Raw genomic sequence first — 12,185 nt, 5'->3', positions numbered from 1 at the left:
TCGTCCGCCAACTTACTGATTCTGTTCCAGCTCGATGTTCAGACCAATCGAGCGGATTTCCTTGACCAGCACGTTGAACGATTCGGGCATGCCCGCGACCATGCGGTGATCGCCATCGACGATCGACTTGTACATGCGCGTACGGCCGTTCGTGTCATCCGACTTGACCGTCAGCATTTCCTGCAGCGTGTACGCCGCACCATAGGCCTCGAGCGCCCAGACTTCCATCTCACCGAAGCGCTGACCGCCGAACTGCGCCTTGCCGCCCAGCGGCTGCTGGGTGACGAGCGAGTACGGACCGGTCGAACGCGCATGCATCTTGTCGTCGACCAGATGGTTCAGCTTCAGGTAGTACATGTAGCCGACCGTGACCTGGCGCGCGAACTGCTCGCCCGTGCGGCCGTCGGTCAACTGCGCCTGGCCGGTACGCGGCAGGCCGGCGAGCTCGAGCAGCGTCTTGATCTCGGCTTCGGCGGCACCGTCGAAGACCGGCGTCGACACCGGCAGACCCCCGGTCAGATTCTTCGCCAGATTGACGACTTCCGCGTCGCTCAGCTCGGCGATATCGACATCCGCCTTGCCACCGGTCTGGTTGTAGACCTTGTCGAGATACTGGCGCAGTTCGGCGACCGACTTCTGCTGCTGCAGCATGTCGTCGATCTTGCGACCGATGCCCTTGGCCGCCCAGCCCAGATGGACTTCGAGCAACTGGCCGATGTTCATACGCGAAGGCACGCCCAGCGGGTTGAGCACGATGTCGACCGGCGTGCCGTCTTCCATGTGCGGCATGTCTTCGACCGGCACGATCTGCGAGATGACGCCCTTGTTGCCGTGACGGCCGGCCATCTTGTCGCCCGGCTGGATGCGACGCTTCACGGCCAGGTAGACCTTGACCATCTTCAGCACGCCCGGCGACAGCTCGTCACCCGACTGGATCTTGCGCTTCTTGTCGTCGAAGCGCTTGTCGAACTCCGAACGCATGTCACGCAGCTGCTTGTTGGCCGCTTCGAGCTGGGTCTGCGCGTCGTCGTCCGACATGCGGATCTCGAACCACTTCTCGCGCTCGATCGAATCGAGATATTCGTCGTCGATCTTGGCGCCCTTCTTCAGCTTGTTCGGGCCGCCGTCGGCCTGCTTGCCGAGCAGGATCTTGCGCAGACGATCATAGATGTCGTCCTCGAAGATGCGCTGCTGGTCCGCAAGATCCTTGCGCACCGCGGCCAGTTCGGCCTCTTCGATCGCCAGCGCACGCTTGTCCTTCTTCACGCCTTCACGGGTGAACACGCGCACGTCGATGACGGTACCGTCCATGCCGGCCGGCACGCGCAGCGAGGTGTCCTTCACGTCGGACGCCTTCTCGCCGAAGATCGCGCGCAGCAGCTTCTCTTCCGGCGTCAGCTGCGTCTCGCCCTTCGGCGTGACCTTGCCGGTCAGCAGATCGCCGGCCTTGACCTCGGCGCCGATGTAGACGATGCCCGACTCGTCGAGCTTGCGCAGCGCCGCTTCGTTGACATTCGGAATGTCGGCGGTGATTTCTTCCGGTCCGAGCTTGGTTTCACGCGCCGAGCAGGTCAGCTCTTCGATGTGAATCGTCGTGAAGCGGTCTTCCTCGACGACGCGTTCCGAGATCAGGATCGAGTCTTCGAAGTTGTAGCCGTTCCACGGCATGAACGCGATCAGCATGTTCTGGCCGAGCGCGAGCTCGCCGAGGTCGGTCGACGGGCCGTCGGCGATCACGTCGCCGCGCGCGACCACGTCACCCGGGGTGACGATCGGCTTCTGATTGATGCAGGTGTTCTGGTTCGAGCGGATGTACTTGACCAGGTTGTAGATGTCGACGCCCGCTTCACCGGCCACCGTCTCCTCGTCGTTGACGCGGATGACGATACGCGCAGCGTCGACCTTCTCGACGACACCGCCACGCTTGGCCTGGATGGCATTGCCGGAGTCGACGGCGACGCGACGCTCGACGCCGGTGCCGACCAGCGGCTTGTCGGCGCGCAGCGTCGGTACCGCCTGACGCTGCATGTTCGAACCCATCAGCGCGCGGTTGGCGTCGTCGTGCTCGAGGAACGGAATCAGCGCGGCGGCGACCGACACGATCTGACGCGGCGACACGTCCATGTACTGGATCTTGTCCGGTGCGGTCAGTGCGAATTCGTTCTGGAAGCGAACCGAGACCAGGTCACCCTTGAAGCGGTTCTGATCGTCGAGCTCGGCGTTCGCCTGGGCGATGACGTAGCGGCCTTCTTCGATCGCCGACAGGTACTCGACCTCGTCGGTGACCTTGCCGTCGATGACCTTGCGATAGGCCGTTTCGAGGAAGCCGTATTCGTTGGTGCGCGCGTAGCACGCCAGCGAGTTGATCAGACCGATGTTCGGGCCTTCCGGCGTTTCGATCGGGCAGACGCGGCCGTAATGCGTCGGATGCACGTCGCGGACTTCGAAGCCGGCGCGCTCACGGGTCAGACCACCCGGGCCGAGGGCCGACACGCGACGCTTGTGCGTGACTTCCGACAGCGGGTTGTTCTGGTCCATGAACTGCGACAGCTGCGACGAACCGAAGAACTCCTTGATCGCCGCCGAGACCGGCTTGGCGTTGATCAGATCCTGCGGCGTCAGGTTCTCGGCCTCGGCCAGCGCCAGGCGCTCGCGGACCGCGCGCTCGACGCGGACCAGACCGGTGCGGAACACGTTCTCGGCCATTTCGCCGACCGCACGAATGCGGCGGTTACCGAGATGGTCGATATCGTCGGTCTGCTGCTCACCGTTGCGGATCGCGATGATTTCGCGGACCACGTCGATGATGTCCGAATGCTCCTTGCCGAACTTGGCAAACAAGCCCTTCGAGAACTCATCGTTGAACATCGAGAACAGCTGGCCGTCGTAGACCACGCCCGGGCCTTCGACCGTGTCGCGGCGCAGGCGGCGGTTGAACTTCATGCGGCCGACGGCCGACAGGTCATACTTCTCGGGCGAGAAGAACATGCCGTGGAACAGCGCTTCGGCGGCGTCCTTGGTCGGCGGCTCGCCGGGGCGCATCATGCGATAGATTTCGACCAGCGCTTCGAGCTTGGTCTTGGTCGGATCGATGTTCAGCGTCGTCGAGATGTACGGACCCTTGTCGACGTCGTTGACGTACAGCGTCGGCAGCGTCTTGATGCCCGACTCGCGCATCTTCGCCAGCAGATTCTGCGTCAGCTCGGTGTTGGCGGCGGCAATGATCTCGCCCGTACCTTCGGCAACCAGATCCTTGGCGACGATCTTGCCGACCAGATAGGTATCCGGCACCGTCAGCTTCTTCAGGCCGGCCTCGGCGATCAGCTTGATGTGGCGCGCCGTGATCAGCTTGCCTTCTTCGACCAGCGTCTTGCCGTCGGCCACGATGTCGAACTGCGCCTTCTCGCCCTTCAGGCGTTCCGGGATCAGGTCGATCGTCGCGCCGTCCTTCTCCAGCGTGAAGACATTCTGCTCATGGAACATCTCGAGCATCTGCTCGTTGCTGTAACCGAGCGCGCGCAGGACGATGGTCACCGGCAGCTTGCGGCGACGGTCGATACGCGCGAACAGGTTGTCCTTCGGGTCGAACTCGAAGTCCAGCCAGGAACCGCGGTACGGAATGATGCGGGCGCTGTACAGCAGCTTGCCCGAGCTGTGCGTCTTGCCCTTGTCGTGGTCGAAGAACACACCCGGCGAACGGTGCAGCTGCGAGACGACGACGCGCTCCGTGCCGTTGATGATGAACGTGCCGTGGTCGGTCATCAGCGGCACTTCGCCGAGATAGACCTCCTGCTCACGCACGTCCTTGACGCGCTTTTCCTTGGACTCGCGATCGAAGATCACCAGGCGCACGGTGACCTTCAGCGGCGCGGCGAAGGTCATGCCACGGACGCGGCACTCCTTCTCGTCGAACGCCGGCTCGTCGAAGCGATACTTGACGAACTCCAGCGACGCGGCGCCGTTGTAGGACGTCATCGGGAACACCGACTTGAACGAGGCTTGAAGGCCGTTGTCGCGCCGCTTCGACGGTTGCGCCTCGGCCTGCAGGAACTGGCGGTAGGAATCAATCTGCGTCGCCAGCAGATAAGGAATTTCCAGCGTTTCCTTCAGCTTGCTGAAGTCCTTGCGGATACGCTTCTTCTCGGTGAACGAGTAGGCCATCGGTTACCTCTGTCGTCAGTGGGCGCCACAACGCGCCTCGAAAAATTCAAACGTCTGGCTCGCTACCTGAAACCTCGCCAGAGGTTTGAGTTCTCCCGCTAGCGGCGAAAGGCCGGGAGCCGATCACGGCTCCCAGCCTTCACCTCAACGCTTAGAAGTTGCCTTGAAAAGCAACGACTTGGTCTGCTTACTTCAGCTCGACCTTGCCGCCGCCTTCTTCCAGCTTCTTCTTGATCTCTTCGGCGGCGGCCTTGTCGACGCCTTCCTTGACGGTCTGCGGCGCGCCTTCGACCAGGTCCTTGGCTTCCTTGAGGCCCAGACCGGTGATTTCGCGCACGACCTTGATGACGTTGACCTTCTTGGCCGAGTCGATGCCGGCGAGAACGACCGTGAACTCGGTCTTCTCTTCAGCAGCCGGGGCAGCCGCAGCAGCCGGACCGGCAGCAACCGCAACCGGGGCGGCAGCCGTCACGCCGAACTTGTCTTCCATCATCTTGACGAGCTCGACGACGTCCATCACGGACATGCCGGCGATCGCGTCGAGGATTTCTTCCTTCGTAGCCATCTTTAAAAACTCCAATAAAAAGTGTGGTAATGCCTTGGATTCGGAATTGAACGCTTACGCCGACGCGTCCTGCTTGGAATCGCCCACGGCCTTGACGGCGCGGGTGACCTTCGCAGCGGGTTCCGCCAGAGTGCGGACAAACTTGCTGATCGGCGCCTGGAGCGTGCCTGCCAGAATGGCGAGGGCCTGCTCCTTCGTCGGCAGCGAAGCCAGACGTTCGATGTCCGCAGCACCGTACAGGGTGCCACCGACCGCGACCGCCTTGACCACGAGCTTGTCGTTGTCTTTGGCGAAGTCCTTGATGACGCGACCGACCGAACCCGGATCCTCAAGCGAGAAACCGAGAACAAGCGGTCCCACCAGCGCTGTCTTCAGGCACTCGAATTCGGTGCCCTCGACCGCCCGCGTCGCCAGCGAGTTCTTGACGACATGCAGGTAGACGCCGTTTTCACGGGCCTTTGCACGCAGTTCGTCGAACTTGCCGGCCGTCAGGCCGCGATATTCGGCCGCAACGGCCGATAGCGCGCGCTTGGCGACATCGTTCACTTCCGCAACCAGGGCCTTCTTGTCATTCAGCCTGAGAGCCATCAGAACTCCTAGTTGCCTCAAAAATCGGCTCTTATGCCTTGCGGCTTTATCGAACCGGCCTATCTACGACAGCGGTCTTGCGACCTTTAATGCCCGTCCCTGCTGCTCGGGGCCACTGACGGTCTTCGATGTGAGGCATGCGCCACACTTCAAAGTTACGACTGCGACGACGGCCATCCCGCACCGCCACGCATCATGCTGGGAAACTTTCACGGCTCGGTGGCGCAGGCGGCGTGCCCGCCCCACCGAACCGGCACCGATGCCCTTACTTCAGGGCATCGGCACGGGATTCAACTTATTCCGGCAGCGAACCGACATCGATGCGCACGCCCGGGCCCATCGTCGTCGACAGCGTCACCTTCTTGATGTAGACGCCCTTCGACGAAGTCGGCTTGGCCTTGCGCACATCGCGCACGACCGCGATCAGATTGTCCTTGATCTTCTCGACGTCGAAGTCGACCGCCGCCACCGAGCAATGCACGATGCCGCCCTTGTCGGTACGGAACTTCGCCATACCGGCCTTGGCGTTCTTGACCGCTTCGGCGACGTTCGGCGTGACCGTGCCCGTCTTCGGGTTCGGCATCAGGCCGCGCGGACCCAGCACCTGACCCAGCGCACCGACGACGCGCATCGCGGCCGGTTCGGCGATGACGACCTGATACGACAGATCGCCTTCCTTCATCTTGGCGGCGAGGTCGTCCATGCCGACCGCGTCAGCACCGGCGGCCTTGGCCTGCTCGGCCTTCTCGCCCTGCGCGAACACCGCAACGCGAACCGACTTGCCGTTACCGTGCGGCAGCACCGTCGAACCGCGAACATTCTGGTCCGACTTGCGCGGATCGACGCCGAGGTTGATCGACATGTCGATCGACTCCTTGAACTTCGACGTCGCGCATTCCTTGAGGATTGCGATCGCACCGTCGAGGTCGTACAGCTTGCCGGCTTCGACCTTGCCCGCCAGCGCCTTCTGCTTCTTCGTGATCTTCGCCATGGCTTACTTCTCCACCACTTCGATGCCCATCGAACGGGCGGAGCCTGCGATCAGGCGCATCGCCGCGTCCATGCTGCCGGCATTGAGGTCCGGCATCTTCGCCTTGGCGATTTCCTCGACCTGCGCCTTGGTGATCTTGCCCACCTTCTTGGTGTGCGGCGTCGGCGAACCGGAATCGATGCCGGCGGCCTTCTTGATCAGCGTCGTCGCCGGCGGCGTCTTGGTGATGAACGTGAACGAGCGGTCCGAATAGACCGTGATCACGACCGGAGTCGGCAGACCCGGCTCGAGCTTCTGCGTCGCAGCGTTGAACTGCTTGCAGAACTCCATGATGTTGACGCCGTTCTGACCGAGCGCCGGACCGACCGGCGGCGCCGGGTTGGCCTTGCCTGCAGGAATCTGCAGCTTGATGTAGGCCGAGACCTTCTTTGCCATGACTTACTCCAAAGTGGGTGCAAACGCCTGTTGTCAGGCTCCCCGATGTTTCGAAGCCCTGCGGGAGCGGCTTCGTCCTAAATACGTTCGACGGCGGACCCGACTGCGGCCCGGAGTCTGTTGGCGCGCTGCTGGCGCCGACACCCCTGGCGCGACCGGCGCGGCGGGGTGTCTGACCGCGCCATTTCTGGCGGGGCGGTTACGGCGGCGCGCCGTTCAAGGCGCGTTCCGCTGATACCTCTGCGTGGCCGTCCCGGGCGCAACTTCGTCGCGGCTGGAACGCCCGGCCCGGCCATCCCTGGCCGGGCGTGAACTGCAGGGGAGCCGTGCTCCCCTGCAGTTCACCCCTTCTCGACCTGACCGAATTCGAGGTCGACGGGGGTGGCGCGGCCGAAAATCAGGACCGACACGCGCAGACGGTTCTTTTCGTAGTTGACCTCTTCGACAACGCCCTGGAAGTCCGCGAACGGACCTTCCTTGACGCGCACCGACTCACCCGGCTCGAACAGCGTCTTCGGACGCGGCTTCTCGACGGACTCGGTCACGCGATTGAGGATGCGCTCGGCTTCCTTGTCGCTGATCGGCGCCGGCTTGTCCGGCGTACCACCGATGAAGCCCATGACCTTCGGCGTCGATTTGACGAGATGCCAGGTGTCTTCGTTCATGTCCATCTGGACCAGAACGTAACCCGGGAAGAACTTGCGCTCAGTGGTGCGCTTGACGCCTTCCTTGATCTCGACGACCTCTTCGGTCGGCACCAGGATGTCGCCAAACTGCTCCTGCAGACCCGCCCGATTGATACGCTCGCGGAGCGCCTTCATGACCGAATTTTCGTACTGCGAATACGCATGTACGACGTACCAGCGCATCGTCATCGTCACGCCCCCCGTCCGGTCAGGAGCTCGACGCCGCGCAACAGCACCCAGTCGAGTCCGGCAATCAGCAGCGCCATCACGGCCACGACGATGACGATCATCAGGGTTGTCTGCACGGCTTCCTGGCGCGTCGGCCAGACGACCTTGCGCATTTCAATGCGCGCGCCGCTGACGTAGCCCCAGAGGTCACGCCCCAGCGCCGTCTGATAGGCGAGCGCAAGCGTGGCCGCGAAGGCACCCAGGATCATCAACGTCCGCACCAGGGCGTTGAGCTGGCCTTCGAAGTAATAAAACGCAAACATGCCGCCGATCAGAACGATCGCGGCAATGATCAGAAGAGCTGTGTCCTTGGCCGCAGAACCAGCTTTCTCGGTATGTTGGGCTTCCATGAACTCGCTACTTGGGCCCCGCAGACATTCCGGCGACGCTGCGTGGCAGGGCGAGAGGGTTTCGAACCCCCAACCTGCGGTTTTGGAGACCGCCGCTCTACCAGTTGAGCTATCGCCCTGTGCTTACCGCGGAAAGCCAAAAAGGGGCGCGGATTTTAGGCAATCCGCGCCCACAAGTCAAAACCCTTACTCGAGGATCTTGGTGACGACGCCGGCGCCGACGGTGCGGCCGCCTTCGCGAATGGCAAAACGGACACCGTCTTCCATCGCGATCGGGTTGATCAGCTCAACCGTCATCTGAACGTTGTCGCCCGGCATCACCATTTCCTGGTTGAACTGGATCGAACCGGTCACGTCCGTCGTGCGGAAGTAGAACTGCGGGCGATAGCCCTTGAAGAACGGCGTGTGACGGCCGCCTTCGTCCTTCGTCAGCACGTACACCTCGCCCTCAAACTTCGAGTGCGGCTTGATCGTGCCCGGCTTGCACAGCACCTGGCCGCGCTCCACGTCTTCCTTCTTCGTGCCGCGCAGCAGCAGACCGACGTTGTCGCCCGCCTGCCCCTGGTCCAGCAGCTTGCGGAACATTTCAACGCCCGTGACGATCGTCTTCGCCGTGTCGCGGATACCCACGATCTCGACTTCTTCACCGACCTTGATCACGCCACGCTCGATACGGCCCGTCACCACCGTGCCGCGGCCCGAGATCGAGAACACGTCTTCGATCGGCAGCAGGAACGGCTTGTCCGTCTCGCGCGGCGGTTCCGGAATCCAGGTGTCGATCGCGTTGTACAGCTCTTCGAGCTTGCCAACCCACTCGGCTTCACCGGCAATCGCCTTGGTCGCCGAGCCGCGGATGACCGGCGTGTTGTCGCCGTCGAAGTCGTACTTGCTCAGCAGGTCACGAACTTCCATCTCGACCAGGTCCAGAAGCTCTTCGTCTTCCACCAGGTCGCACTTGTTCAGCCACACCACGATCTTCGGAACGTTGACCTGCTTGGCCAGCAGAACGTGTTCGCGCGTCTGCGGCATCGGGCCGTCAACCGCCGACACCACCAGGATCGCGCCGTCCATCTGCGCCGCACCCGTGATCATGTTCTTCACGAAGTCCGCGTGTCCCGGGCAGTCAACGTGCGCGTAGTGGCGGTTGTCCGTTTCGTACTCAACGTGCGACGTCGCGATCGTCAGAATCTTCGTCGCGTCGCGACGCCCCTGCGATTCAGACGCCTTCGCAACCTGGTCGTAAGGAACGTACGTCGAGCCATACTTGTCCGACGACACCTTCGTCAGCGCAGCCGTCGTCGTCGTCTTGCCGTGGTCAACGTGGCCAATCGTGCCCACGTTCACGTGCGGCTTCGTGCGTTCAAACTTACCCTTTGCCATCGCGAAGTCTCCGAATTGCTCAAATCACGTTGAAACCACGGCCACACCGCGGCCTAAAAACAAGTCCGGCGCCAGACAGGCCGGCGCCGCTTCATGCTGCCACCACGGTTCGCAGCCAGGCGCTGCGAACCTCGATTGCGCATCCCGCAACCGCTTGAATCTGGTGCCCTCCGGCCCTCGCGCATCGCGCTCGGGCGTTCGGCAGGGAAAAGGTCCACCGGACCTTTTCCTTTTTCCGCCTCACCCACTGGAATCAAACCAGCGAGCTTGTCTTTGAGGCCGCTGGCTCGATTCCTCGAAACCGCGACCGCTTGAATCTGGTGCCCACCACTGGAATCGAACCAGCGACCTCACCCTTACCAAGGGTGTGCTCTACCGACTGAGCTAGGTGGGCGGAATCGATCTTCTTGAAGCTCGCGTTCGCCAGTGCCGACTGGAGCGGGTGAAGGGAATCGAACCCTCACAGGAAGCTTGGAAGGCTTCTGCTCTACCATTGAGCTACACCCGCCTCACCCACAGCAACCGGCGCACAACAAAATCGAATTTGGTGGAGGGAGGTGGATTCGAACCACCGTAGACATAAGTCAGCAGATTTACAGTCTGCCCTCGTTGGCCGCTTGAGTATCCCTCCGCCACGGCCTTCCCGGACAGGTCCGGTAAGGGCCGCGTATTCTGGTCGGCGAAAAGCGCTTCGTCAAGGAAATTTCGGCAAAAAAGTCGCCGGAAGTTCCTCAATTACCACGCGCGATCGCCCGATAGCCGATATCGCGGCGATATTGCACGCCATCCCAGCGAATTTGCGCGACCGCGGCATAGGCGGACTGCTGCGCGGCAGCGACGCTGCCACCACGCGCGACGACGCACAACACGCGACCGCCGCTGGTCAGCACCGCGCCGTCGTCGCGCAGCGTGGTGCCGGCATGAAAGACTTTGGCGCCGCCGAAGTCGGCATCGAGGCCGCTGATGACATCACCCTTGCGCACGGTCCCCGGATAGCCGCCGGCGGCCATCACCACCCCCAGCGTCGGCTGCGCGCTCCACTGCGCCTGAACCTGATCGAGGCGACCGTCGACCGCCGCTTCAAGAATGTCGAGCAGATCGGATTCCAGGCGGAACAGGATCGGCTGCGTCTCCGGATCGCCCATGCGCACATTGAATTCGATCACGCGCGGCGCGCCCTGCGCGTCGATCATCAGCCCGGCGTAGAGAAAGCCGGTGAACGGCGCGCCTTCGGCCGCCATGGCACGCAGGGTCGGCTCGACGATCTCGCGACAGGCGCGCTGGTGCACGTCGGCAGTGACCACCGGCGCCGGCGAATAGGCGCCCATGCCGCCGGTGTTCGGGCCGGTGTCGCCGTCGCCGATCCGCTTGTGGTCCTGCGAGGTTGCCATCGCCACGTATTGCTGCCCGCTGGCAACGACGATGAAGCTCGCCTCCTCGCCTTCGAGAAAGTCCTCGATGACGACACGCGCGCCGGCCTGGCCGAACATCGTGCCGCCGAGCATGTCGCGCACGACGTTCTGCGCTTCGTCGACCGTGGTCGCGACCACCACGCCCTTGCCGGCCGCCAGGCCGTCGGCCTTGACGACGATCGGCGCGCCGCGCTCGGCGATGTACGCCACCGCCGGTTCGATCTCGGTGAAGACACGGTACTGCGCGGTCGGGATCGCGTGGCGTTCGAGAAAATCCTTGGTGAAGGCTTTCGACGCCTCGAGCTGCGCAGCCGCGCGGCTCGGCCCGAAGATGCGCAGACCGGCAGCCTGGAATGTGTCGACCACGCCGAGCGCCAGCGGCGCTTCCGGACCGACCACAGTGAAATCGACACCTTCACGCTGCGCGAGCTGCAGCAGGCCCGCAATGTCGTCGGCGGCAATGGCCACATTGCGGCAGCCTGTTTCGCGCGCGGTACCGGCATTGCCCGGCGCGACAATGACCTCGGCGATGCGCGGTGACTGCGCCAGTTTCCACGCCAGCGCGTGTTCGCGCCCGCCGTTGCCGATCACCAGTACCTTCAGCGCTTGCGCCATGGTCCGCCCTGCCTGCCGAGAAAAAAGGGGCGCTAGGGTAGCGGAAAGCAAAAGCCCGCGGCAGCCGAAGCTGCCGCGGGCGGTCTTTTTCGCAAGCGCCGCTTACTGCGGAATGATGCTGCTGCCGTCGATCTTCACCTTCTCGCCGACGGTAAGACCGTTGAGCGCCGAGACGTTGATGGTGCGCGTCGAGCCCGATTCCATCGCCACGGTGACGTCATACGTCGTCGTCGCGCGAATCTGCTCCTCGGCCATGTGGCCGCCGATCGCACCGGCCAGCGCGCCGAGCACGGTCGCCGCGTCCTTGCCCTTGCCCTTGCCGAACTGATGGCCGATCACACCACCGGCCACACCACCGGCCACCGCACCGGCACCGGAGCCCGAACCCTTCTGGCGGACTTCGGCGATGTTGCTGATCGTGCCGCAGTCATAGCAAACCTGCGGCTGCGGGGCGGCCTGCGGAGCCGGAGCCGGAGCCGGGGCCGGCCGCGGCTTCGGTTTTGGCTTGGGGGCCGGCGCTGGCGCCGGCGCAGGGGTCGGTGCGGGCTGCGCCGGCGCCGGCTGTTCGGCCGGCGGCGGTGCCTCCTGCGGCGCCGTCTGCTGCGACGGATCATCGACCGGCGGCGGCTCGGCCGGCTTGCTGCAGGCAGCCAACACGGCACTCAAGGCCAGTGCGGCGACGGCGGAACGCAGGAATCCGTTATGCATGATGAAGCCCCTCTGGTTTTTTGGACTGCAGTTGCGGCGGACTGTAGGTGGCGGCAATGAGCCAAA

The 12,185-nt window shown here is 63.4% G+C and carries 10 protein-coding genes and 4 tRNA genes; all 14 read right to left on the bottom strand.

What is annotated here, in order from left to right; translation table 11 throughout:
- Positions 1-12 precede the first annotated feature (12 nt).
- The gene (gene rpoB / locus G7Y82_RS10410; protein ID WP_168147997.1) at positions 13-4,161 is read right to left on the bottom strand and encodes a DNA-directed RNA polymerase subunit beta; all 4,149 of its coding nucleotides are present in this window, start codon (positions 4,159-4,161) and stop codon (positions 13-15) included.
- Positions 4,162-4,348: 187 nt separating this feature from the next.
- On the bottom strand, positions 4,349-4,726 hold the full coding sequence (gene rplL, locus G7Y82_RS10405; RefSeq protein ID WP_168147996.1) for a 50S ribosomal protein L7/L12: 378 nt from the start codon (positions 4,724-4,726) through the stop codon (positions 4,349-4,351).
- Positions 4,727-4,780: 54 nt separating this feature from the next.
- A complete protein-coding gene (rplJ, locus tag G7Y82_RS10400) occupies positions 4,781-5,314 on the bottom strand; it encodes a 50S ribosomal protein L10 (RefSeq protein ID WP_168147995.1) in 534 nt (177 codons plus the stop codon).
- A 295-nt stretch (positions 5,315-5,609) separates the two neighbouring features.
- Positions 5,610-6,305 carry a 50S ribosomal protein L1 gene (gene rplA / locus G7Y82_RS10395; protein WP_168147994.1) on the bottom strand — a complete coding sequence of 232 codons (696 nt, stop codon included), beginning with the start codon at positions 6,303-6,305 and terminating at the stop codon, positions 5,610-5,612.
- 3 nt (positions 6,306-6,308) lie between these two features.
- On the bottom strand, positions 6,309-6,740 hold the full coding sequence (gene rplK / locus G7Y82_RS10390; RefSeq protein ID WP_168147993.1) for a 50S ribosomal protein L11: 432 nt from the start codon (positions 6,738-6,740) through the stop codon (positions 6,309-6,311).
- Positions 6,741-7,081: 341 nt separating this feature from the next.
- Complete coding sequence (gene nusG / locus G7Y82_RS10385) at positions 7,082-7,615, bottom strand: transcription termination/antitermination protein NusG (protein ID WP_168148285.1); 534 nt, start codon at positions 7,613-7,615, stop codon at positions 7,082-7,084.
- Between the two features lie 2 nt (positions 7,616-7,617).
- Complete coding sequence (secE, locus tag G7Y82_RS10380; protein WP_168147992.1) at positions 7,618-8,004, bottom strand: preprotein translocase subunit SecE; 387 nt, start codon at positions 8,002-8,004, stop codon at positions 7,618-7,620.
- 43 nt (positions 8,005-8,047) lie between these two features.
- A tRNA-Trp gene (locus tag G7Y82_RS10375) sits at positions 8,048-8,123 on the bottom strand.
- A gap of 67 nt (positions 8,124-8,190) precedes the next feature.
- On the bottom strand, positions 8,191-9,384 hold the full coding sequence (tuf, locus tag G7Y82_RS10370) for an elongation factor Tu (RefSeq protein WP_168147991.1): 1,194 nt from the start codon (positions 9,382-9,384) through the stop codon (positions 8,191-8,193).
- Positions 9,385-9,702: 318 nt separating this feature from the next.
- Positions 9,703-9,778, bottom strand: a tRNA-Thr gene (locus G7Y82_RS10365).
- A 40-nt stretch (positions 9,779-9,818) separates the two neighbouring features.
- Positions 9,819-9,892, bottom strand: a tRNA-Gly gene (locus G7Y82_RS10360).
- Positions 9,893-9,929: 37 nt separating this feature from the next.
- Positions 9,930-10,015, bottom strand: a tRNA-Tyr gene (locus G7Y82_RS10355).
- Positions 10,016-10,115: 100 nt separating this feature from the next.
- The gene (purD, locus tag G7Y82_RS10350; RefSeq protein ID WP_168148284.1) at positions 10,116-11,399 is read right to left on the bottom strand and encodes a phosphoribosylamine--glycine ligase; all 1,284 of its coding nucleotides are present in this window, start codon (positions 11,397-11,399) and stop codon (positions 10,116-10,118) included.
- Positions 11,400-11,513: 114 nt separating this feature from the next.
- The gene (locus G7Y82_RS10345) at positions 11,514-12,119 is read right to left on the bottom strand and encodes an outer membrane lipoprotein (protein WP_168147990.1); all 606 of its coding nucleotides are present in this window, start codon (positions 12,117-12,119) and stop codon (positions 11,514-11,516) included.
- Between the last annotated feature and the right edge of the window lie 66 nt (positions 12,120-12,185).

Origin of the sequence: Solimonas marina, assembly GCF_012241385.1 — a bacterium.
GTDB classification, from domain to species: domain Bacteria; phylum Pseudomonadota; class Gammaproteobacteria; order Nevskiales; family Nevskiaceae; genus Solimonas; species Solimonas marina.
The sequence above is the reverse complement of the archived record's forward strand: the minus strand, read 5'-3'. Positions and strand labels throughout refer to the sequence as shown.